The 21,563-nt window shown below is 71.1% G+C and carries 20 protein-coding genes; 7 read left to right on the top strand and 13 right to left on the bottom strand.

The window, feature by feature from the left end; translation table 11 throughout:
• Window positions 1–44 precede the first annotated feature (44 nt).
• A complete protein-coding gene (locus KME79_RS27500) occupies window positions 45–674 on the bottom strand; it encodes a TetR/AcrR family transcriptional regulator (RefSeq protein WP_246640526.1) in 630 nt (209 codons plus the stop codon).
• An 89-nt stretch (window positions 675–763) separates the two neighbouring features.
• Between KME79_RS27500 and KME79_RS27495 the strand changes: the two genes are divergently transcribed.
• Window positions 764–1,696: a zinc-binding dehydrogenase gene (locus KME79_RS27495; RefSeq protein WP_219547001.1), complete on the top strand. Its 933-nt coding sequence runs from the start codon at window positions 764–766 to the stop codon at window positions 1,694–1,696.
• A gap of 68 nt (window positions 1,697–1,764) precedes the next feature.
• Here the strand turns inward: KME79_RS27495 and KME79_RS27490 are convergent, their stop codons facing one another.
• The 4 genes from KME79_RS27490 to KME79_RS27475 all read right to left on the bottom strand — a co-directional run bounded on the left by KME79_RS27490 (window position 1,765) and on the right by KME79_RS27475 (window position 7,187).
• On the bottom strand, window positions 1,765–3,471 hold the full coding sequence (locus tag KME79_RS27490) for a tetratricopeptide repeat protein (protein ID WP_308249070.1): 1,707 nt from the start codon (window positions 3,469–3,471) through the stop codon (window positions 1,765–1,767).
• Window positions 3,472–3,664: 193 nt separating this feature from the next.
• Window positions 3,665–4,888 (bottom strand): DMT family transporter, encoded by a 1,224-nt coding sequence (locus tag KME79_RS27485; protein ID WP_219546999.1) that lies wholly within the window; start codon window positions 4,886–4,888, stop codon window positions 3,665–3,667.
• 233 nt (window positions 4,889–5,121) lie between these two features.
• Complete coding sequence (locus KME79_RS27480; RefSeq protein ID WP_219546997.1) at window positions 5,122–5,646, bottom strand: GNAT family N-acetyltransferase; 525 nt, start codon at window positions 5,644–5,646, stop codon at window positions 5,122–5,124.
• Window positions 5,643–7,187 carry an NsdA family TPR-like regulatory protein gene (locus tag KME79_RS27475; RefSeq protein ID WP_246640525.1) on the bottom strand — a complete coding sequence of 515 codons (1,545 nt, stop codon included), beginning with the start codon at window positions 7,185–7,187 and terminating at the stop codon, window positions 5,643–5,645. Before KME79_RS27475 ends, KME79_RS27480 begins: the two co-directional genes overlap by 4 nt.
• Window positions 7,188–7,493: 306 nt before the next feature.
• Between KME79_RS27475 and KME79_RS27470 the strand changes: the two genes are divergently transcribed.
• The 4 genes from KME79_RS27470 (at window position 7,494) to KME79_RS27455 (ending at window position 11,078) form a co-directional block, all read left to right on the top strand.
• Window positions 7,494–7,772 (top strand): hypothetical protein, encoded by a 279-nt coding sequence (locus KME79_RS27470; protein WP_148029896.1) that lies wholly within the window; start codon window positions 7,494–7,496, stop codon window positions 7,770–7,772.
• 406 nt (window positions 7,773–8,178) lie between these two features.
• A complete protein-coding gene (locus KME79_RS27465) occupies window positions 8,179–9,156 on the top strand; it encodes a mechanosensitive ion channel family protein (protein WP_219546993.1) in 978 nt (325 codons plus the stop codon).
• Between the two features lie 15 nt (window positions 9,157–9,171).
• Complete coding sequence (locus tag KME79_RS27460; protein WP_148029894.1) at window positions 9,172–9,552, top strand: globin; 381 nt, start codon at window positions 9,172–9,174, stop codon at window positions 9,550–9,552.
• A gap of 5 nt (window positions 9,553–9,557) precedes the next feature.
• Window positions 9,558–11,078 (top strand): glycoside hydrolase family 13 protein, encoded by a 1,521-nt coding sequence (locus KME79_RS27455; protein WP_246640524.1) that lies wholly within the window; start codon window positions 9,558–9,560, stop codon window positions 11,076–11,078.
• On the opposite strand, the gene KME79_RS27450 is transcribed toward KME79_RS27455, so the two are convergent.
• Window positions 11,071–12,252, bottom strand: coding sequence for an MFS transporter (locus KME79_RS27450; RefSeq protein ID WP_219546991.1), 1,182 nt, complete (start codon window positions 12,250–12,252; stop codon window positions 11,071–11,073). The two genes, KME79_RS27455 and KME79_RS27450, sit on opposite strands and share 8 nt — an antisense overlap.
• The gene (locus tag KME79_RS27445) at window positions 12,249–12,665 is read right to left on the bottom strand and encodes an acyl-CoA thioesterase (protein ID WP_261808363.1); all 417 of its coding nucleotides are present in this window, start codon (window positions 12,663–12,665) and stop codon (window positions 12,249–12,251) included. Before KME79_RS27445 ends, KME79_RS27450 begins: the two co-directional genes overlap by 4 nt.
• A 109-nt stretch (window positions 12,666–12,774) precedes the next feature.
• On the opposite strand from KME79_RS27445, the gene KME79_RS27440 reads away from it, so the two are divergent.
• A complete protein-coding gene (locus KME79_RS27440) occupies window positions 12,775–13,680 on the top strand; it encodes an SDR family oxidoreductase (RefSeq protein WP_148029891.1) in 906 nt (301 codons plus the stop codon).
• Here KME79_RS27440 and KME79_RS27435 read toward each other — a convergent pair.
• Entirely contained in the window at window positions 13,667–14,269 is a 603-nt protein-coding gene (locus KME79_RS27435) for a TetR/AcrR family transcriptional regulator (RefSeq protein WP_148029890.1), read from the bottom strand. The genes KME79_RS27440 and KME79_RS27435 overlap by 14 nt on opposite strands.
• Before the next feature lie 104 nt (window positions 14,270–14,373).
• Between KME79_RS27435 and KME79_RS27430 the strand changes: the two genes are divergently transcribed.
• Entirely contained in the window at window positions 14,374–15,528 is a 1,155-nt protein-coding gene (locus KME79_RS27430) for an acyl-CoA dehydrogenase family protein (protein ID WP_219546989.1), read from the top strand.
• A gap of 42 nt (window positions 15,529–15,570) precedes the next feature.
• Here KME79_RS27430 and KME79_RS27425 read toward each other — a convergent pair whose 3' ends face one another.
• From KME79_RS27425 to KME79_RS27405, 5 genes are all read right to left on the bottom strand, one after another.
• On the bottom strand, window positions 15,571–16,701 hold the full coding sequence (locus KME79_RS27425) for a thiolase C-terminal domain-containing protein (protein ID WP_219546982.1): 1,131 nt from the start codon (window positions 16,699–16,701) through the stop codon (window positions 15,571–15,573).
• On the bottom strand, window positions 16,698–17,099 hold the full coding sequence (locus KME79_RS27420; RefSeq protein ID WP_219546981.1) for a Zn-ribbon domain-containing OB-fold protein: 402 nt from the start codon (window positions 17,097–17,099) through the stop codon (window positions 16,698–16,700). Before KME79_RS27420 ends, KME79_RS27425 begins: the two co-directional genes overlap by 4 nt.
• 56 nt (window positions 17,100–17,155) lie before the next feature.
• On the bottom strand, window positions 17,156–17,665 hold the full coding sequence (locus KME79_RS27415) for a VOC family protein (RefSeq protein WP_219546979.1): 510 nt from the start codon (window positions 17,663–17,665) through the stop codon (window positions 17,156–17,158).
• A 120-nt stretch (window positions 17,666–17,785) separates the two neighbouring features.
• Complete coding sequence (ettA, locus tag KME79_RS27410; RefSeq protein ID WP_219546977.1) at window positions 17,786–19,450, bottom strand: energy-dependent translational throttle protein EttA; 1,665 nt, start codon at window positions 19,448–19,450, stop codon at window positions 17,786–17,788.
• 86 nt (window positions 19,451–19,536) lie between these two features.
• The gene (locus tag KME79_RS27405; protein WP_246640523.1) at window positions 19,537–20,730 is read right to left on the bottom strand and encodes a GGDEF domain-containing protein; all 1,194 of its coding nucleotides are present in this window, start codon (window positions 20,728–20,730) and stop codon (window positions 19,537–19,539) included.
• Window positions 20,731–21,563 lie beyond the last annotated feature (833 nt).

Genomic DNA, 21,563 nt, shown 5'->3' with positions numbered 1-21,563 from the left:
CACGGTAGTCCCCAAGGCCCGTCCGGGCAGGGCATTCCGATGCCTCACGAAGTGTCGGGGGTCCAGCGGCCTTCGTACCAGTCGAGTGACGGCGGGTCGCCGGGCAGGGGCGTGGCGCCGGGGGCGCGCAGGCCGTCGAGCGCGACGGCCAGGAGCCGCTGCTTGAACCGGTCCTGCAGCTCGTCCGGCGGCCCGGGAGCCGGCCTGCTGAACTGCTCGATCAGCAGCGACACGTCCAGTTCCGTCACGTCAGCCCGCAGCGCCCCGGCCTCGCGGGCCCGCGCGACGAGCCGGCCGGCCAGCTCCGTGGCCTGCCTCGCGGTGCGCGACATCTCGCCGGTGACCTCGATGGTGCCCGCCACCGGCGCCAGCGCCCCGGACCCGAAACCGACGCAGGCCCGCACGTACCCGGCGAACCCCTCCCACGGGTCGTCCTCCGCGAGCCCGGCCGAGGCCGCCTCCACCACCCGCTCCATGGCGATCAGGCACAGCCGCTGCAGCAGCTCCTCCTTGGTGCGGTAGCGGCGGTAGAGGCTGCCCATGCCCAGCCCGGCGCGCTTGGCGATGGCCGACACGGGGGCGTCGAAGCCCTGGGTGGTGAACACCTCGTGCGCGGCCCGCAGCAGCCGCAGGTCGTTGCGCGCCGCCTCGGCCTGCCTGCCGCGCCTGCTCATGCCGTACAGGATAGCCGCCTTGCGGAGCGCAGCGCTCCGATATACCGTCGCGATCGGAGCGGAGCGCTCCGGTTGAGGAGAGGTGTGTCATGCGTGCGGTGATGTTGAGGAAGTTCGGCGGCCCGGAGGCGCTGGTCGCCGAGGAGGTGCCCGATCCGGTGCCCGGGCCCGGGCAGGCGCTGATCGAGGTGGCGGTCGCCGGTGTGACGTTCGTGGAGACGCAGGTACGGGCCGGCCGGGGGCCGCGCACCGCCGAGCTGCCCGCGATCCTCGGCAACGGCGTGGCGGGCACCGTGCGGGCGGTGGGCGAAGGCGTGGCGGGGTCGCTGGTGGGCGCCCGGGTGGTGAGCACGCTGGGCGGCTACGGCGGTTACGCGGAGCTGGCCGTGGCGGGCGCCGGCGACCTGATCCCGATCCCCGGCGGCGTCTCGCCGGAGCACGCGGTGGCGTTGCTGGCCGACGGCCGCACCGCCATCGGCCTGGCCCGCGCCGCCGGGCCGAAGCCGGGCGAGTGGGTGCTGGTGGAGGCGGCGGGCGGCGGCGTCGGCAGCCTCCTGGTCCAGCTCGCGGTGGCCGCCGGCGCCCGGGTGATCGGTGCGGCGAGCAGCGCGGCCAAGCGCGGGCTCGCCGCCGAGCTGACCGTGGACTACACCGAGCCGGGCTGGGCCGGCCGGGTCCGCGACGCGGCCGGTGCGCTGGACGTGGTCTTCGACGGGGTGGGCGGCGAGATCGGCGCCACCGCCGAGACGCTGCTGCGCGACGGCGGCCGGATGAGCGTCTACGGCATGGCGGGCGGCCCGATGACCACTCCGGGCCCGCGCGTGACGGCGGTCCCCTGGCCCGCCACCGACCTGCGCGAGCTGTCCAGGGCCGCGCTGGAGGAGGCCGCGGCGGGACGGCTCCGCCCCACGATCGGCCTGGTGCTCCCGCTGGAGTCGGCCGCCGAAGCACACACCGCCATCGAGGCCCGCCAGGTAACCGGCAAAACCCTCCTCACTACCGCACCCTCCGCCGACGCCTGACCACGCGGCGGGCAACCGGGGGACGCTTTCCCTCAGCGAGGGGACGTGGCGGTGGAGCCGGGGTCGGGTCAGTGGTGGGTCGCGCGGGCTTCGTCGGCTTCGGCCTCTTCGGTGCGGCCGAGTGCGCGCAGGGCGACCGCGCGGTTGGCGTACAGGTCGGGCTGGGGGCCCAGCTCGATCGCCCGGGTCAGGTCGGCGACCGCCCCGGCCGGATCGCCGGCTTCGTACCGGAGGACTCCCCGGTTGCCCCAGGCGGCCACCAGCGAGGGCGCCCGGTCGATCGCCAGGTCCAGCGCCCGGCGCGCCTCCCGCAGCCGTCCTGCCGCGGTCTCCAGCTGGCCGAGCACCGTGAGCAGGTGCGGGTTCCCGGGCGCGCAGGCGAGACCGGCCTCGACGTCCGCCCGCGCCTCCGCGTCCCGCTCCAGCGCGGCGAGCAGCCCGGCCCGGTTGATGTACGCGTCCACGTAGGCGGGATCGAGCTCGATCACCCTGGCCAGGTCGGCCAGCGCGCCCGTCACGTCGTCCTGGGCGATGCGGAGCTCCGCCCGGTTGTAGTGCGCCTCGGGCAGCGGCGGCCCGGCCGCCAGCGCCGACTCGTAGTCCGCCAGCGCCTCGGCGTGCCGGCCCAGCTTGAACAGCAGGTTGCCGCGGTCCACGTAGTAGTCGGGGAACATCGGGTCGACGGCGATGGCGGCGGAGAAGTCCTCCAGCGCCTCCTTGGTCCGCCCCAGCCCGGCCAGCAGCTGGGCCCGGTTGGCCAGCAGCACCATCCGGTGCACCGGGTGCCGCTCCCCCAGCTCCCCGGCCAGCTCGATGGCCGACTCGACCAGCGCCAGCGCCTCGGACAGGCGGCCCTCGCGCAGCTCGACGAGCGCCAGCCCGTTGCGGTCGAAGCCGAGCTTGAACGCCCGCTGCCCGGGGTCGGGCAGCAGCGTCGAGATGGCGATCGCCTGGTTGATCCACCCGCGCGCCCTGCCCAGGTCGCGCCGCGCCCGGTCGGGGTCGCGGGCGTCCAGCATGGCCAGCCCGTACGCGGTCGCGGCGTGCACGGCCGGGTCCTGGCTGGACCGGCGCGCCCCCTCCCACACGACGCGCGCCTCGGCCCGCCGGTCGAGGCCGCCGAGCGCGGTCGCGGTGCGCTGGGCGAGGCGCCACCACGGCTCGCCGCCGGGCCCGGCCAGCGTCAGCGCGCGCTGCCCCAGCTCGGCCACCGCGTGCAGGAAACCCTCCCGTACGCACCGGTCCACGAGCGTCCACAGCTCGGCGGCGTCCCGCGTGTCCGGCGGCGGCTCCGGGCCGTCCGCGTACACGGTGATCGCCAGGACGGCCGGCGGGATCCTGCGCATGAGCACGTCGAGCAGCTCGGTGTCGGTGGGGTCGGCGTGGTCCCCGTTGCAGACGGCCAGGGCGAGGCCGGGCTGCACGACCTGCCGGACGAACTCGGCGACCCCGTTGGCCAGCCGGAGCGTGCGGCGGGGCGCGGGGACGAGGATGCGCTCCTCGTCGGACAGCCGCGCGTCGAGGGTCACCCGCCTGGCGGGTACGAGATCCGCGAGCGCGGGCGCGACGGCCCTGATCTCGATGTCATGCTCGGCCACCAGCTCGGGGCGCCGGTCGAGGGCCTCCGGCACCAGTCCCCCCAGGAGCGCCGCGCCGACGGTGTAGGGGCCGAGCGGCTGCCGATGACCGTCGATCACGGGCATCAGCAGCCGCGCGTTCCCGAACCGTACGGGCGGACCGCCCGGAGCTCTGAGGTGGGACCGTTCCTCTGTCACCCCTTGTGAATGACGCTGGAGGTCCCACCGAGCCGCGCGGTTCCGGGCTTGCGGACGACGATGCGCTTCATCATGCACCTCTTCACTGGAGTGATATTCATTATTCGGACACTCCAGCGAATATCAAGATATATACCCAATAAGTCAGAGTATAATTACTGAGAAGCGTTCATTATTTCTCCCGCCTATACCCCTATTGTGACCGAAACCGGCAGGGGTACGTCGCCCCCGATCTTTTGCCGCCGGGTTCGTTCATGAGCTCACACAGGCAACGGCCCAGCCGCGGCACCGAATCGCAGCACCCCTCCGCGTTCTCGTTCCTGGCCCGGACGATGCGGCTGGCCCGCTCGATGAGCCGCTCCAGGCTCGGCTCCCCCGTCCCCTTGGCCGCACGGCCCGGCCACAGGCACGAGTCGGCGCCCCCGCACGGACCGGGCGGGAGCGCCGGCGGCACCTTGCCGTTCAGCATCAGCGGGTCCCCGCGCTTGACCTTCAGCTCGCCCAGCACCCGGGACGCCCGCCGCGAGACCATGAGCAGGTCACGGCGGCGCGACTGGGGCTCGTCCAGCGCGGCCCCGGGCGACGGCACCGCCAGGAGCATCGCCGCCGCCATCAGCCCGCCCCCGAGCAGCATGCTCCAGCCCAGTTGCTCGCCGAACCAGATCACCGCGATGGCCGCCACCCAGAAGGGCTGCGACGACATCAGCACGGCGCTGGGCACCGCGGACACGTACGCCTGCCCGTACGAGCGAGCCAGGAAGCCGAGCGCGCACGACACGACGGACAGGTGGCCGAGCACCACCCAGTCGGACGTCTCGCCAGGCAGCGTGATCCCGTCGCGCACGGCCAGCCCGCCGGTCAGCAGGCCGATGACCCCGAGCTGGATGACCGTCAGCGCGTACGCGTCGAACTGCTCGCCCTTCCTGGACAGGCGGCCCAGCAGCAGCGTGTGACCCGAGTACAGCGCCGCGGCGCAGAGCGTCACCCCGAGGGCCGGCAGCGAGAAGCCGCCGTCCTCGATGCCGCGCAGCAGCGTGAACACGGTCATGCCGGCCATCGCCAGCACCACCCCGATCCACACCCGGTACGGCACCTTGGCCTTGAACAGCGCCAGCGCCATGACCGGTGTGATCACGACGCTGCACCCGACGGCGAACCCCGAGACCGCCGCGGGCAGGCTGTAGAGGGCCACGGCCTGCGCGCTCTGCCCCACCCCGAACATGACCCCCAGGATGACCCCGTTGATCCACGTCCGCCGCGACAGCCCCCACAGGCACCTGGGACGGATGAGGAGCAGCGTCAGAGCCGCCAGCGTGTAGCGCTCGGCGAGCAGATCCTCGACTGGTAAGCGGTGGATGAGATCCTGCATCAGCGGGAAGGCCGACCCCCATGCGGCGCTGACGAACAACAGAAGCACGGCTCCCATGAGGGGTCGGGGAGCGGGCACGACTGCCATGTTCGGAAGCATCTCACTACGGATCACGGCGGCCGGATCGCCGATGGTCTGCGGTGATGTTCCTCTACCACCGGGAGTGAAGAGCCTCACTCGAAGGACCGGACATCCTTATCCTCTAAATCCGGAGATCCGGCAATTCCCCACATACCACCGCCCCCTCTTCGGCCGTATCTGCCAACCGCCCAGCGCGTACATCAAAAGGAGAAAGCGCCCGAAACGGGCGCTTTCTCCGACATATCCTTAATTTCAGCAGGTGCGGGTGCCAGTCGCTTCTCCCCGTAGACGACCGTGAGCTCGCCCACCTGCTCCCGCGCGACCTCCCGCCACCCGTGCCGCTCGTACAGCACCAGCGCGGCCCCCTGGTTGAGCGTGGTGTCGCCGCTCAGCCGGCGGAAACCCAGCTCGGCCGCGCGGTGTTCGAGCGCGGAGAGCATGGCGGAGCCGAGACCGCGCCCCTGGAACGCCGGGTGCACGCGCAGCCGGCACACCTCGGCGGTCGCGCTGTCGACCGGTTTCAGCCCGCCCATGGCGACGACCCTCCCGTCGGCCTCGCCGACCAGGAAGTCGCCCCCGCACGCCAGGTAGATCTCCTGGATGCGGGGGAAGTCGTCGTCGTAGTAGACCCCGTCGCCCGGCACCAGCCCCACCTCGGCGAGGCAGATCTGATGGAGGGCGAGGATGGTGTCGAGGTCAGACCACCGGTAGCGGCGGATCCTCATGCACCGCCGGTCCCTTCTCCCCCGACGGGCTGCGGGGACCGCACCTGCTCCTCGTAGGCGGCCAGGCCCGGGTGGCCGGGCTCACGGGCCCGGATCGCCTGCAGCAGCGCGAGGGCCGGACGCATGATGAAGTCGGTGCGGTATTCGGGCCCGAGCAGGCGCAGCGCCTCGATGCCGATCCGCAGCGCCTCGCCCGTCTCGCCCTCGATCAGCCGGCACTGCGCCTGGTCCAGCCTGATCAGCGTCTGGTCCAGGATGTGGTCCTTGTACTGGTGCAGCGCCTGGTCGAGCACGACCTCCGCCTCCAGCGTCTGGCCCAGCTTGGTGAGCACGTCGCCCTGGTAGAAGTAGAGCTGCTTCTCGGTGTAGCCGAACGCGACGTCCTCGCGCGCGTCCCCCTTGATGTGGGAGAAGGCGTTGCGCGCCCGCGCGAGCGCGCGCTTGGCCTGGTCGACGACCTCCTTGCGGCTGTCGGTGCCCGAGAGCATGGCCAGCGCCCTGGCCTCCACGACCGGGGCCATGGCCTGCGCCGCGCACGGCGTCTGGCCTGCCAGGTCGCGGCTCTTCTTGGCGAGGTTGAGCGCCTCGCGGGCGTCGCCGTAGTAGAGCGGGACGAGCGCCTCGCGCGCGGTCACCCACGCGCGCAGGGCCCGGTCGCCGGTCTCGTCGGCGGCGGTGCGGCCGGTACGGAAGAACGACCGGGCGAGCCGGTGGTCGCCCAGGTTGATCATGATCATGCCGCTCAGCCCGGAGAGCTGGGCGGCCATCCGGCACAGCCGCTCCTGCAGGTCGATGGGCTGGCGCCGGGTCATCGCGTTGCGTACCGCGCTCAGCTCCAGCAGCACGTCGCAGAGCAGCCGGAGCGGCGCCGTGGTCGTGTACTGCCGGCCGAACGCGAGCGTGGCCTCCTCCCACTGGTCGAGCATGGCGGGAGAGACGGTGGACGACACGAGCGTGTAGTCCATCCGCCGGCGGATGCCCTCGCAGGCGCCCAGCACCGGGCCGGTGAGCTTGGTCGCCCCGGCGTCGCTGTTGGTCAGCAGGTTGAGGAGCGCGCGCCGGAGGATGTTCTCGTCCTCCTCGCTGTCGACGTTCTTGTCGGGGTGCAGCGACGGGGTGCGCAGCTCGGTCGGCTCGGGCAGCGCCGCGCCGTGACGGCCGTTCACGTCGGCGCCGCCCGCGAGGACGCCGGGCATCCGGTGGCCGTGGCCGCAGATGCACGGCCCGTCGTAGCCGAGCGAGGGTGGCTCGACGCGGTAGACGGTGCACAGGTAGTGGAGGTATTCGGGGCCGGGGCGTTTCAGCCCGCTCTCGTACGCCGACAGCAGGGTCTCCCCGATGCCCGGGGCCGGCTTCTCGTCGCGTTCGAACAGCGCTCTGACCTGTTCGATGACGTCGGCGAGCGCGATGCCGTGGGCCAGGCGGTGACCCTTGATCTTGGTTGTGCCGAACTGCGCGCCACAGGCCTCGTGGATCTCTTCAGCGATCTGGGCAGCGGTGCGGCCGACGGCAAGGCCCTTGGCCCTGATCCGACGAGCCATTTCCGTTTCCCTGTGCTGTCTGCCGGACATCCCGGCCCCTCTCACGCATGTGTCCCGACCGGCTCATCACCCTAGTCACTGAGAGTAGCGTCCAGGTTGCGGTCCGCCTAGCCTCGACTATGGCCCAATGATGGCGTGTTGGAAACGCCTCCTTGAAGGCTAGGGATAAGGATCGTCCTCCGGCGGACTGTTTCTTACATTCCGGGAGTGACAAGGCGACTCCCTGTGAGCATGTATGTCGCGTTGCGCAACCAGCCGACATGAGTCATCTTTGGCCCACCGCAACGATTCGAGGGAGGACGAAAGGTGGGGGACGACAACTTCGGGCATCTTGAGCGCCTGGTGTCGGAGCTCGACGCCCGCGGGTTGCTCGCGCGAGTGGTCCGGACCCAGAGTGGCAGGGTCTTCGTCAGGGTCATCAATCCGAAGGCGACGAGCCTGTCCGAGAACGTCACCTGTCGCGTCGCGACCGACATTCCCGACTGGTGGTACTGCTGGTCCTGGGGGGAACGGCTGCACACCGTCGACGACCCGGCCGGTGCGGCGACCAAGGTCGCCCGCGTGCTCGCCGCGGTGGGAGAGTGACCGGGCGGTGAACCGGGTGGAGCGCAGCCACCGCGGCTCACCGTCATCACCGCGGCTCCACGGAGCCGGCGGGACGGCCGGTGCGGAGAGCCGCGCACCAGCGCGGACTCTGGCTGTCCCGCCGACTCCGGTTACTCTGCGTAACTATCGAGACCCGCTTTTCGGCCTGGCCGGAAAGCGCTCGGGGCCCCCTCCCCGGAGACGGCACGGGACACGCTTCCGGGTGCGTGACCCGTCCGAGCCGACCGTCATCGGAGCGTCAGGTTCCTCCCTCCGCGGCCCAGGGCCTGATGACCCCGTCTTCCCCGGCGTGATGTGACGGCGGCCGGTTCGACCGGCGGTAAATTTGGGGCGTATCCGGCCCCGTACCGCCGGTCGAATCGTTTTCCCGGAGGAGGACCCTTCAGTGTTCCTGCTGTCGCCGCCGTCGCCCGAACCGACCACCTCCATGGTCCCGGACCTCGACAAGGTGGGCACCAAGATGGCGGAGATCTGCCAGGGGGACACACTCCTCTGCTCAGTGCTGGCCGGCTGGATGGACAACGCGAGCTGGGCGCCGCTGGTGGCCAGCGCGATCACGATCGTGCTGATCCTGATCATCGGCTTCCTGGTGCGCAACATCGTCAACCGCGTCATCACGCGGGTCATCAACCGGGCCGCCAACCGCCCGGTGGGCCGCTTCCGCAAGGGCACGGTCACGGCGGGCGTGGACGCCCTGCTGCACGAGCGCCGCAAGCAGCGGGCCGAGACCATGGGCTCGGTGCTCCGGCACATCGCCACCATCGTCATCATCGGCACGACCCTGCTGACCGTGCTGGACCGGCTGACGATCCCCATCGCGCCGCTGCTCACCAGCGTCGGCATCCTCGGCGTGGCCATCGGCTTCGGCGCCCAGGAACTGGTCAAGGACTTCATCGCGGGCATGTTCATGCTGCTGGAGGACCAGTACGGGGTGGGTGACGTGATCGACGCGGGCGCCGCCATCGGCACCGTCGAGGCGGTCACCCTGCGCGTCACCCGGCTGCGCGACGAGGACGGCCGGGTGTGGTACGTGCGCAACGGCACCATCACCCGCGTCGGCAACGAGTCGCAGGGCTGGTCGCGCGCCTACGTGGACGTGCCGGTCCCCTACGACAGCGACATCACCACCGTGCGGGTGGTGCTGGAGAACGTCGCCGAGGAGATGTGGGCCGACGCCGAGCTGCGCGAGGCGGCCGTCGTGGAGCCCCCGCAGGTGTTCGGCGTGGAGCAGCTCTCCGACAGCAGCATGGTCTTCCGCCTGTCGGCCAAGACGCTGCCGGCCAGGCAGGAAGAGGTGGCGCGGGAGCTGCGGCTGCGGGTCAAGGCGGCGCTCGACGCGGCGGACATTGCGATGGTCGGCTGAGCATAGGCTGGGGTCGTGACTGAAACCTCCTTCTACGAGGCCGTCGGGGGCGAGGAGACGTTCCGGCGGCTCGTGCGCCGTTTCTACGAAGGGGTGGCGGAAGATCCCCTGCTGCGCCCGATGTATCCCGAGGCCGACCTCGCCGGCGCGGAGGAGCGGCTGCGCATGTTCCTCGTCCAATACTGGGGCGGCCCCGGCACCTACAGCCAGCAGCGCGGGCACCCGCGGCTGCGGATGCGCCACGTGCCGTTCGTGATCGGCCAGCAGGAGCGCGACGCCTGGCTCAAGCACATGCGTGACGCCGTCGACGACCTCGGCCTGACCGAGGAGCAGGAGAGCCGGCTCTGGACCTATCTGGTCAACGCCGCCCACAGCCTGGTGAACTCTCCGACGTAGCGGGCATGACACGCCACATGGACATCCCCTGGTGGCGTGATGCCGTCGTCTATGAGATCTACGTCCGCAGCTTCGCCGACGCCTCCGGAGACGGCGTCGGCGATCTCGCGGGGATACGTGAACGCCTGCCCTACCTGAGAGACCTGGGGGTCGACGCCGTCTGGCTGACCCCCTTCTACCCCTCCCCCATGGCCGACGGCGGCTACGACGTGGCCGACTACCGCGGTGTCGACCCGCTGTTCGGCACGCTGGCCGACTTCGACGCGCTGGTGGCCGACGCGCACGCGCTCGGCCTGCGGGTGCTGGTGGACGTCGTGCCCAACCACAGCTCCTCCGAGCATCCCTGGTTCCAGGCCGCGCTGCGGGGCGAGGGCCGCGACCGTTACATCTTCCGCGACCGGCCCAACAACTGGCAGTCCACCTTCAGCGGCCCTGCCTGGACCCAGGTGGACGACGGGTCGTGGTACCTCCACCTGTTCGCGCCCGAGCAGCCGGACTTCAACTGGCGCAACCCCGAGGTCCGGGAGGAGTTCCTGGACATCCTGCGGTTCTGGCTGGACAAGGGCGTCGACGGGTTCCGCATCGACGTGGCGATGGGGCTGTTCAAGGCGGAGGACCTGCCGGACGTGCGCGACCAGTCGTTCATGTCCAGGTCCCCGGTCTGGGGTCAGCCGGAGGTCCACGACGTCTACCGCGACTGGCGGGCGCTGCTCGACACCTACCCGGACGAGCGGATGGCGGTGGGCGAGGTGTGGACCGACACGCTGGAGGACCTGGCGCTGTACGTGCGCCCGGACGAGCTCCACCAGAGCTTCAACTTCGCCTGGCTGCAGGCGCCCTGGTCGGCGACCGCGTTCAGGAAGGTGATCGACGACACGGTGGCGACGGTCCCGTTCGCCACCTGGGTGCTGTCCAACCACGACGTGGTACGCCACCGCACCCGTTACGGCACGGCCGACCCCGGCACCGGCATGGCGCGGGCGCGGGCCGCTCTCCTGGCGACACTTGCCCTCCCCGGGTCGGCATATCTCTACCAAGGGGAGGAACTCGGACTCCCTGAGGTAGAGAATCTTCCTCCGGAGGCGCGGCAGGACCCGGTCTTCAAGCGCTCGAAGGGCGAGCTGCCGGGCCGCGACGGCTGCCGCGTGCCGATCCCGTGGTCCGCTCGGGGCGACTCGTACGGGTTCTCGCCCGAGGGGGTGAAGCCGTGGCTGCCGCAGCCCGACGAGTTCGCCGAGCTGAGCGTGGCCCGGCAGACCGGCGATCCCGATTCGATGCTGGAGTTCTACCGGCGCGCCCTGGCCTGCCGGCGGGAGCTGGCCCGGACCGTACCGTACGGGCTGGAATGGCTGGAGTCGTCCGAGGACGTGCTCGTGTTCGCGCGCGGGCCGCTGGTGTGCGCGATCAACTGCGGCACCGAGCCGGCGCCGCTGCCGCCGCACGAGAGCGTGCTGCTGTCCAGCGGCCCGGTCGGCGGCAGCCTGCCGCCCGACACGGCCGTCTGGCTCCGGCGCGCCGTCAGCTAGCCCGGGTGGCGCGCTCGTCGCGGACCGGGATGACCGGTAGCGAGACCAGCGCGCACGCCAGACCCGCGGCGAAGGCCGCCCAGTAGCCCGACTGGGTGATCAGCAGTCCGGCGAGGGGGGTGACTGCCAGCGCCACCGTGTTCTGCACCGTGTTGTGGACGCCGAGCACCCGGCCGGCCGCCGCGGGCCCGGCCAGCTCGCCGGCGGCGAGGTAGGCCAGCCCGTTCCCGGCCACGGTGATCACCGCGGCCAGCGCCAGCATGGCCACGCCCAGCCGAGATCCCGCGTACGTGCCGAGCACCAGCAGGGCGAGGGCGGCGAGCGCGGTGAGGGTGAGCAGGCGCAGCGGCGCCATCCGCAGCCCGGTCACGTCGGACCAGCGGCCCGCCGCGACCCGCGTGGCGGCCCCGGCGACGGCCGCCCCCGCGAACAGCTGCCCGGCCGCCACGCCGTCCCACCCGTACACCTCGACCAGGCAGGCGACCCCATACGTGCCGACGACGACCTGCGGCACCACGTGCAGCCCGCTCGTGGCGTGCACGCGCCAGAGCGCGGGCTGCCGGTACGGGGACCCGGCGGGCTTCCTGGCGGCCCCGGCGACGGCGTGCGGCGGTTCGGCCAGGAACACGCCCGCCAGCACGGCGGCCAGCAGGCTCACGCCCGCGCAGACCAGCATGACGCCGGAGATGCCGTACGCCCGCGCCACGGGCGGCAGCGTGAACCCGGCCACGGCCATGCCGAGCGTGTACGAGACCTGCCGCACTCCCATGGCCACGCCGCGCTCGGGCGGCTCGAACCAGCGCAGCACGATGCGTCCGCCGCCCACCATCGCGGCGCAGCCCGCCGCCCCGGCCCCGGCGAGCAGCGCGACCACCGCCCAGGCGTTCCCCGCGAAGGAGGCTGCGGCCAAGAGGAGGGCGGCACCGCCGACGCCCAGGCCGAGGATCAGCCGCTCGCCGTACCGGTCGGCCAGCGCGCCCCAGGCGACCAGGGCGAGCAGGATGCCGATGCCGGGCGCGTTGGCGATGATCCCGGCCACCGGCAGGGAGACGCCGAAGTGACGCTGGATGTCGGGGATGACCAGGGGCAGTCCGGCCAGGCCGAGGGTGACGCCGGCGTGCGCGTTGACCCCGAGGGCCAGCATGAGCCAGCGCCGTCGGTGCGGGGCGCTCACGCGAAGCGTTTGAGGTACGCCATCTCGTCCTCGGTGAGCCGGCGCGGTGCCGCCCGTTCGGCGTCGTAGGCCACCAGTTTGGAGGTGGCCGTGACGTACAGCTCGTCGTCGTCGAGGATCTCGTACTTCAGCGTGAAGCGCACCGGGCTGATCTCGGTCACCCACGACTCGACCCGGACCGGCTCCGCGCGGAGGCCGAGGGGCCGCAGGTAGTCGATCTCGTGGCGGGTCACGACCAGGCCCTTGAAGGGGGGTTCGCCCGCCTTGTACGGGTCGACGTGGAGCATTCCCCAGCGGGCGTCCTCAAGGTAGTCGAAGAAGCGGACGTTGTTCACATGTCCTTGCGAGTCGATGTCCGCGAATCGCACCATTCGGAGGAAGACGTGCCGTTGCGCCAGGGAGTGTTCAACCACGAGGCAACGGTACCGGTTCGCCGTCAAGACCCCGACAGGGCCTACCATTTCTAGATTTGCTTACTAGAATTTTGTTCGCATCAGTCAGCCGAGGGATCGAGGTGTCGAGATGAGCGGGATCGCCGAGGGCCGCGTGGTGATCGTCACGGGCGCGGCCAGGGGCATCGGCCGGGGGCACGCGCTGGAGTTCGCCCGGCAGGGCGCCAAGGTGGTGGTGAACGACCTGGGCGCCGAGGTGGACGGCACCGGCTCGTCCGGGGCGGCGGCGGAGGTCGTCGCGGAGATCGAGGCCATGGGCGGGGAGGCGATCGTCAACGGCGAGGACGTCGCCGACTTCGACGGCGCCAGGCGGCTGGTCGAGGCCGCCGTCGAGCGCTTCGGCGACCTGCACGTGCTGGTCAACAACGCCGGGATCCTGCGCGACCGGATGCTGTTCAACATGAGCGCCGAGGAGTGGGACGCGGTGGTCCGGGTGCACCTGGGCGGCACGTTCGCCCCGCTGCGCCACGCCGCCGCCTACTGGCGCGAGCAGGCCAAGGCCGGTCGGCCCGTCGACGCCCGGATCATCAACACCACCTCGTCCTCCGGCATCTACGGCAACCCCGGCCAGGGCAACTACGGCGCGGCCAAGGCGGGCATCGCGGGCCTGACCGTGATCGCCGCCAGGGAGCTGGAGCGCTACGGCGTCACGGTCAACGCCATCGCGCCGACCGCGCTGACCCGGATGACCGACGGGATCATCCCGGGCGACGCCGACGCGGACCCCGACGACGTGGCGCCGCTCGTGGTCTGGCTGGGCAGCGCCGAGTCGCGCGGCGTCACCGGCCGGGTGTTCAACGTGCGGGCCGGGCGGATCAGCGTGGCCGAGGGCTGGCACGCGGGCCCGGAGGTGGACAAGGGCTCCCGCTGGGACCCGGCGGAGCTGGGCGCGGTGATCCCGGCGCTGGTGGACAAGGCCGCGCCGAACGCGCTGACCAACGGGAAGATCCCCGGCCGGGAGGCTAGCGGATCCTGAGCGGGTCGAGGCGGCGGATCAGCGTCATCGCCGCCTCGGCCACCTCGCGCGCGTCCTCCTCGGAGTCGCTGGTGGCCACCTCCCGGGCGGCCTCGCCGATGATGCTGGTCAGCACCGTCACGGTGAACCGGTCGAGCGGGTCGCCGCCGGAGCCGAGCAGCACGGCGTTCTGCCGTACCCACTCGCGGTTGCGCGTGCGGCGGATCAGCTCGAAGCCGGGCGGCCCGTCGCCGTCGATGAACAGCCGGACCAGGTCGCGCCGCTCCCACGCGCCGTCGAGGTAGGCGCGGGCGCCGGCGATGAGCAGCTCGACCGGGTCGGTGACGCCCTCCTGCTTGGCCCGCGCCACGCTGGCGCCCGCGGCCTGCTCGTGGGCCGCCTGATGGTCCTCGTAGAGGGCGAGGAACAACTCGGTCTTGCCGCCGAAGTGGTGGTAGAGGCTGCCGACGCTGGAGCCGGCGCGGGCGACGACCTCGGAGACTCCGGCCTCGGCGAAGCCGTGCTCGCCGAACACCTCCCGCGCCGCCTGGAGCATGCTCTTGCGGGTCTGCGCCGTACGGCTCCATTCCCACGAGGTCTTGCGTGCCATGCGAACATCTTAGAGGCGAGAAATTCTAGAATCATATTCTTGACAGCCTGCCGCACGAGAGCCGAACCTTTTCCTAGAGGTTTGTTCCAGAAAGTGAGGCGGCCGTGGACTTCTCGCTCAGCACCGAGGAACGGCAGATCAGGGACACCGTCCGGGCCTTCGTGGAGAAGGAGATCATGCCGCTGGAGCCGGACGTGCTGCGCAACGAGCGCGCCGGCCGCCCCGCGCTCGACCCCGGCGTCAACCAGGAGCTGCGGGACAAGGCGCGCAAGACCGGCCTGTGGGGCATCAACACCCCCGAGGAGTACGGCGGCGCCGCGCTCGGCCCCATCATGTCGGCGATCATCGCCATGGAGGTGGGCCGCACGTTCGTGCCGTTCACCTTCGGCGGCAGCGCCGACAACATCCTGTACGCCGGCACCGACGAGCAGAAGCGCCGCTACCTGATCCCCACCATCGAGGGCGAGCGCCGCTCCTGCTTCGCCATCACCGAGCCGGGCGCGGGCTCCGACGCCCGCAACATCAGCGCCAGGGCCGTACGCGACGGCGCCGAGTGGGTCATCAACGGCGAGAAGACGTTCATCACCGGCGGCAGCGAGGCCGACTTCGTCATGGTGTTCGCCGTCGCCGAGCCGTACGGGGTCACCTGCTTCCTCGTCGACCGCGACATGGGCTGGACGTCCGAGCCGATCCCCACGATGGGCGAGTGGGGGCCCGCGTCGCTGGTGTTCCAGGACGTCCGGGTGCCGGAGGAGAACATCCTGGGCGAGCTGGGCAAGGGCTTCGAGCTGGCCATGCAGTGGATCGGCCAGGGCCGTTACATGATCCCGGCCAGGGCCATCGGCTCGGCCGAGCGGATGCTGGGCATGGCCGTCGAGTACGCGAAGATCCGCAAGTCCATGGGCCAGGCGATCGCCGGATACCAGGCGATCCAGTGGATGATCGCCGACTCGCAGGTGGAGATCGAGGCGGCCAAGTGGCTGACGCTCTACGCGGCCTGGCGCGTCCAGCAGGGCATGGACGCCCGGCACGCCTCCTCGATCGCCAAGCTCAACGGCGCGGTCATGGCGAACCAGGTGGTCGACCGGGTGCTGCAGATCCACGGCGGCATGGGCTACACCAAGGAGCTGCCGATCGAGCGGTGGTACCGCGAGCTGCGGCTGCTGCGGATCTTCGAGGGCACCGACGAGATCCAGCGCCGCACGATCGCGCGCAACCTGATCAAGGGCCACGCCCGGCTCGGCACGATCGGGGAATGACCCCGGCTCAGGAAGCGGCGGCGGACCACCGCTTCCTGAGCCTCACGGCAGCCGGTTCGACAGCACCAGCGTGGCGGCCGAGGCGAACATGCCGCCGTTCCCCAGGACGACGCTCACCTCCACCCCCGGCACCTGCGCGGCCGCCTCACCGCGCAGCTGCCGCACCGCCTCCTGGATGGCGAACATCCCGTACATCCCGGTATGCGTGTACGACAGGCCGCCGCCGTTCGTGTTCAGGGGCAGCCGGCCGCCGGGTGAGGTGTGGCCCTCGGCGATGAACGCGCCGGCCTCGCCCCGCTTGACGAACCCCAGGTCCTCCAGCCCGTAGATCGGCACGTGCGCGAAGGCGTCGTACACCATCAGGTGGTCCACGTCGTCGTGCGAGATGCCCGCCTCGGCGAACGCGGCCTCCCCCGACAGGCGGAACCCCTTGGCCGTGGTGAAGTCCTCCATCTGCGAGATCATCGGCGAGTCCATCGCCTCGCCCGAGCCCAGCAGGTAGACCGGGTCGTCCCGCCGGGCCAGGTCCTCGCTGGTGACGACCAGCGCGCCGCCGCCGTCGGTCACCAGGCAGCACTCCAGCAGGTGGAACGGGTAGGCGACGATGCGCGAGGCCAGCACGTCGTCCACCGTGATCAGGTCGCGGTGCATCGCCCGCGGGTTCAGGTGCGCCCAGCGCCGCTGCGCCACCGCGACCTCGGCGAGCTGCTCGTGGGTGAGGCCGAACTCCTTCATGTAGCGCAGCGCCGTCAGGGTGAACGTGGTCGTCGGGCCCATCACCCCGTACGGCATCTCGAACTGGCCCATCAGCGAGTCGGGCGCCGTCGAGAACCGCGGCGCCCCGATCCGGGACCGGCCCGACTCGCCATGCGTGATCAGCACCGTACGGCAGAGCCCCGCCCGGATGGCGGCGGCCGCGTGGCGCACGTGGAACAGGAACGACGAACCGCCGACCCCGGTGCCGTCGAGCCAGGACGGGGTGATGCCCAGCGCGTGGGCGACCTGGATGGGGCCGGGGGTGCCGACGGTGGCGATGCCGTCGATGTCGTCCTTGGTCATGCCCGCGTCGGCCAGCGCGTTGCGCGCGGCCTCCAGGTGGAGCTCCATCGTCGAGTGGCCGGGCAGCCTGCCGACCTCGTCGGTCTCGGCGGCGCCCGCGATCACCGGGTTCACCGGCCACCGCCCGCGGGCTTGAAGAGGGGCACGTGCACCTCGCCACGTTCCTCGAACGTCACCCGCAGCGGCATGTCGAGCTCCAGGTTCTCGGGCGCGGGCTCGACGCCGACCAGGTTCGTCATCATCCGCACCCCCTCCTCCAGCTCCACCACCGCGATCGCGTACGGCCCCTCGAACCCGGGCGCCGGCCGGTGGTTGATCACGTACGAGTAGAGCGTGGCCCTGCCGCTGGCCCGCACCCACTCGACGGAGCCGGAGCCGCAGCGGGGGCAGCTCGGCCGGGGATAGAAGTAGTGACGCTCGCAGGCCAGGCAGCGCTGGATCCTGAGCTCTCCGGCCGCCGTCCCGTCCCAGAAGGGCTGGGTGTCGGGAGTGGGGCGTGGTACGGGCTTCATGGGGCTCCCGCCTCTCGGTTTTAGAACCCCACTCTAGATTTTTCTTCTGCGTTTGCTCAAGGGCTCGGGATCCCGTTCCCGTTCCTGCCCTCGCCCGCCAGCACCTCCTCCAGCGTCGCCCTCGGCCCGTCCGGGCGCGGACCCACCTGGGCGAGCTGGATCAGCACCCCGTGCGCCTCCTTCGGGTGCAGGAACACCTCCCGCCAGCGGGGATCCGACAGGTTCAGCCCGTGCAGGCGGTAGCCCTTCCCCCTCAGCTCGGCCACGGCCGCGTCGATGTCGCTCACGTGGAAGTTGAGATGGTGCACGCCGCCCCTGCCCCGGGTCAGCTCGAAGAAGCTGTCGAAGAACGTCGAACCGGGCAGCGGCTCCATCAGTTCGACCTTGCTCCCGTTGGTGTAGGTGAGCTGCAGGGTCCGGTATCCGGCCTGCCGGTTGTCGCCCCCGCCCCCGAGGTGCCGCCCACCGAGCAGGTCGCGGTAGATCGGCAGCAGGTCCCTGATGCGCGGCGCGGCCACGGCCGTGTGGTCGAAGGCCACCTCGACGCCGTCCAGTTCGAGCTCCACCCGGACTCCTTCCCCTCAGCGAATCTAGAATCTGATTCTAGACATCCCTCGTACACCCCGGAAACGCGAGATCCCGCACGGAGACGGTCTCCGTGCGGGATCCGGGGTGGAACCACGCGATCAGTCGCGGTGCAGCTTGCGGTAGGTCACCCGGTGCGGGCGGGCCGCGTCGGCGCCCAGCCGATCGATCTTGTTCTTCTCGTAGTCGGCGAAGTTGCCCTCGAACCAGAACCAGTTGGACCCTTCCTCCCACGCCAGGATGTGCGTGGCGATCCGGTCGAGGAACCACCGGTCGTGGGAGGTGATGACGGCGCAGCCCGGGAATTCCAGCAGCGCGTTCTCCAGCGAGGACAGCGTCTCGGTGTCGAGGTCGTTGGTGGGCTCGTCGAGCAGCAGCACGTTGCCGCCCTGCTTGAGGGTCAGCGCCAGGTTGAGCCGGTTGCGCTCGCCGCCGGACAGCACACCCGCCTTCTTCTGCTGGTCGGGCCCCCTGAACCCGAACGCGGCGATGTAGGCGCGCGACGGCATCTCGACGTTGCCGACCTTGATGTGGTCGAGCCCGTCGGAGACGACCTCCCACACGTTCTTGTTGGGGTCGATGCCTCCCCGGCTCTGGTCGGCGTACGAGATCTTGACGGTGTCGCCGACGGTGATGGCGCCGCCGTCGGGCTGCTCGTCACCCGTGATCATGCGGAAGAGCGTGGTCTTGCCGACGCCGTTGGGGCCGATGATGCCGACGATGCCGTTACGCGGCAGGTCGAAGGTGAGCTTCTCCATCAGCAGGCGGTCGTCGAAGCCCTTGGTGAGATCCTCCGCCCTGATGACCGTGGTGCCGAGGCGCGGGCCCGGCGGGATCTGGATCTCGTCGAAGTCGAGCTTGCGGTGCTTGTCGGCCTCGGCCGCCATCTCCTCGTAGCGCTGCAGCCGGGCCTTGCTCTTGGTCTGGCGGGCCTTCGGGTTGGACCGGACCCACTCCAGCTCGTCTTCGAGGCGCTTCTTGCGCTTGACGTCCTTCTGGCCCTCGACCCTGAGCCGGGCCGCCTTGGCCTCGAGGTAGGTCGAGTAGTTGCCCTCGTAGGCGTAGGCACGGCCGCGGTCGAGCTCGAGGATCCAGGTCGCGACGTTGTCGAGGAAGTAGCGGTCGTGGGTGACGGCCAGGACGGTGCCGGCGTACTTCTCCAGGTGCTGCTCCAGCCACTGGACGCTCTCGGCGTCGAGGTGGTTGGTCGGCTCGTCGAGCAGCAGCAGGTCGGGCGCCTCCAGCAGCAGCTTGCAGAGGGCCACGCGGCGGCGCTCGCCACCGGACAGCGTCGTCACGTCGGCGTCGGGCGGCGGGCAGCGCAGAGCGTCCATCGCCTGCTCCAGCTGGCTGTCGAGATCCCAGGCGTTGCGATGCTCAAGCTGCTCCTGCAGCTTGCCCATCTCGTCGAGCAGCTCGTCGCTGTAGTCGGTGGCCATCTGCTCGGCGATCTCGTTGTAGCGCTCGAGCATCCGCATCGTCTCGGCGACGCCCTCCTGGACGTTGCCGAGCACGGTCTTCTCCTCGTTGAGAGGCGGCTCCTGCTGGAGCATGCCCACGGTGAAGCCCGGCATCAGCCGCGCCTCGCCGTTGGACGGCTGCTCCAGACCGGCCATCATCCGGAGCAGCGTCGACTTGCCCGTGCCGTTGGGCCCCAGGACACCGATCTTGGCCCCTGGCAGGAACGACAGGGTGACGTCGTCAAGGACAACCTTGTCGCCATGCGCCTTGCGCACGCGCTGAAGCGTATAGATGTACTCCGGCATGGTATCTAGCTTAGGGGCTCCCGCCCGAGCTTCCGAACGCGACGGCGAAGGGCCTTCCTGGCCGGGCCTGCCGGGGGGCCGCGAGGTCAGCCGGCCGGGTCGCCCTGGAGACGGGGCGGGACGGCGGGGACGCAGACGCGGTTTCTGCCCAGCTCCTTGGCCCGGTAGAGGGCCAGGTCGGCGGCCGCCAGGAGCTCGATGAGGTCGTCGCCGTGCTCGGACATCAGGGCGACGCCCGCCGAGACCGTGACCGAGATGACCGCCTCGTCGGCGGGGACGGACATGCGGCCGATCCGGGCACGCAGGCGCTCGGCGACCCGGCGGGCCTCGTGCAGGTCGGCCCCCGGCAGCAGCACGACGAACTCCTCGCCGCCGAAGCGCCCCACCAGGTCGTAGTCGCGCAACTGGCCCCGGAGCACGTCCGCCACGTTGACCAGCACCAGGTCTCCGGCCAGATGCCCGTGGGCGTCGTTGACCCGTTTGAAGTGGTCGATGTCGATGATCAGGAGCGCGAGCGTCTCTCCCGTACGGCGCGCGCGGACGATCTCGGTGTCGGCCTCCCGCTGCCAGGCGGCGGCGTTGAGCAGGCCGGTCTTCGCGTCGGTGCGGGCCGCCGCCTGCAGCTGGGCGTGCAGGAGGCTGCGCTGGAGCAGCACGACCGGGGGGAGGGCGAGCAGCAGCAGGATGGGGTGCAGGCCGCACCCGACGGTCACCGTGACGCCGAGGCACAGCTCCACCACGTCCAGCGTGAAGCTCTCCCGGTCCCAGAGCACCGCACGCCAGCCGAGGTCGGGGTTGGCGGTGTGGGCGGCGATCGCGATCAGGGCGGTGTTGATGAGCGCGAACACCACGGCGGCCAGGATCGCCAGCATGATGGTGGCGCTGTCGCTCCCCGAGAGCGGCCAGGCTTCCGGGGCCAGCCCGTGGAACAGCAGGGACGCCGCGCACCCGGCCAGGCCGATCGCGGCCGCGCTGAACACCCGCCGGTGCAGCACCGCCGCCCGGACCCGCAACTGCAGCAGCGTCTGCAGCACGATCGGCGCGAGCAGCGCGTACACCGGCGGCAGCAGCAGCGCGACGGGCAGCCACCAGGCCGACAGCAGGTCACGCGACACCCCTGCCGGCATGCCGAGCCGTCTGGTGGCCTCGATGCAGACCGCGCCACAGCCCATCAGCGCCGCGAAGACCATCAGGCTGCGCCAGTGGAAGGGGGTGGTGAGAGCCGTGGCGGCGATCGCGGCCAGGTCGGCGACGACGATCACGCTGATGTAGGCGACCAAGGCTCGGCGTTGGCCGAGAAATGGCCATCGGGAGACCAATGCGGACAGACCGTCACGTCGCTTTATCGAGGTGTGACTGGCCGCCGCCATGCGGTCTCCCCTCCCACTAACGATGTGTAACACAATAGTTGCGGAGTGTGCGGTGCGCGATGGGAAACGATAGCTTTGCCAGAGAAACCGCAGAGGTTATGTGGTTGGCTAGATGTGGACACGGTTCGCTTCCGCGAACAAGCCACTGCGAAGGGAGCACATCATGATGCGGGGCGTCATCTGGACTTGACGACCGCCCTTGCCCTCCACGCGGGCGACCCATCGGCCCCGGCGCTCACCACTCAGCGCGCCACCGATGCCCCCTCCCCCCCACCTTCCCGGGGCCCGGTTCGTCTTCCCGCATCCCTCGTGTTCCAGCATCACCCGCGCGACCTCTCGCCAACGCCGAGGTCATCTCATCGACCTCTTCGGGAAACCCCGGGGCTGAACGCCGTGAGGCGTGCCTGCGGCCCGCTCATCCCGCCGTCACCCCGGAGAGCCTGCGGAGAACCGGGGAGATCCCGGCCGGACGCCCGCCACCGGCTACGCGACATCGGCGCGCCGTTTCCGGCGCGGGCCCTCCTGGCGGGACGCCGGGGCCGGCGCGCCACTTCCAGCGCCGGATCACCCGACCGGACACCAGGATCGGCGCGCCACCGCCAGCACCGGACCACCCGACCGGACACCAGGATCGGCGCGCCACCGCCAGCACCGGACCACCCGACCGGACACCAGGATCGGCGCGCCACCGCCAGCACCGGACCACCCGACCGGACACCAGGATCGGCGCGCCACCGCCAGCA

It is taken from the genome of Nonomuraea harbinensis, assembly GCF_019396385.1.
Taxonomy (GTDB): domain Bacteria; phylum Actinomycetota; class Actinomycetes; order Streptosporangiales; family Streptosporangiaceae; genus Nonomuraea; species Nonomuraea ferruginea.
This window is presented reverse-complemented; position numbering and strand designations above follow the sequence as displayed.

What these genes read in the sequence shown, in the direction of transcription:
- KME79_RS27435 (WP_148029890.1), bottom strand. Translation starts at nt 14,269, where the DNA reads ATGGCACGCAAGACCTCGTGGGAATGGAGCCGTACGGCGCAGACCCGC.
- KME79_RS27420 (WP_219546981.1), bottom strand. Translation starts at nt 17,099, where the DNA reads ATGAAGCCCGTACCACGCCCCACTCCCGACACCCAGCCCTTCTGGGAC.
- KME79_RS27455 (WP_246640524.1), top strand. Translation starts at nt 9,558, where the DNA reads ATGACACGCCACATGGACATCCCCTGGTGGCGTGATGCCGTCGTCTAT.
- ettA (WP_219546977.1), bottom strand. Translation starts at nt 19,450, where the DNA reads ATGCCGGAGTACATCTATACGCTTCAGCGCGTGCGCAAGGCGCATGGC.
- KME79_RS27500 (WP_246640526.1), bottom strand. Translation starts at nt 674, where the DNA reads ATGAGCAGGCGCGGCAGGCAGGCCGAGGCGGCGCGCAACGACCTGCGG.
- KME79_RS27440 (WP_148029891.1), top strand. Translation starts at nt 12,775, where the DNA reads ATGAGCGGGATCGCCGAGGGCCGCGTGGTGATCGTCACGGGCGCGGCC.
- KME79_RS27495 (WP_219547001.1), top strand. Translation starts at nt 764, where the DNA reads ATGCGTGCGGTGATGTTGAGGAAGTTCGGCGGCCCGGAGGCGCTGGTC.
- KME79_RS27480 (WP_219546997.1), bottom strand. Translation starts at nt 5,646, where the DNA reads ATGAGGATCCGCCGCTACCGGTGGTCTGACCTCGACACCATCCTCGCC.
- KME79_RS27475 (WP_246640525.1), bottom strand. Translation starts at nt 7,187, where the DNA reads ATGGCTCGTCGGATCAGGGCCAAGGGCCTTGCCGTCGGCCGCACCGCT.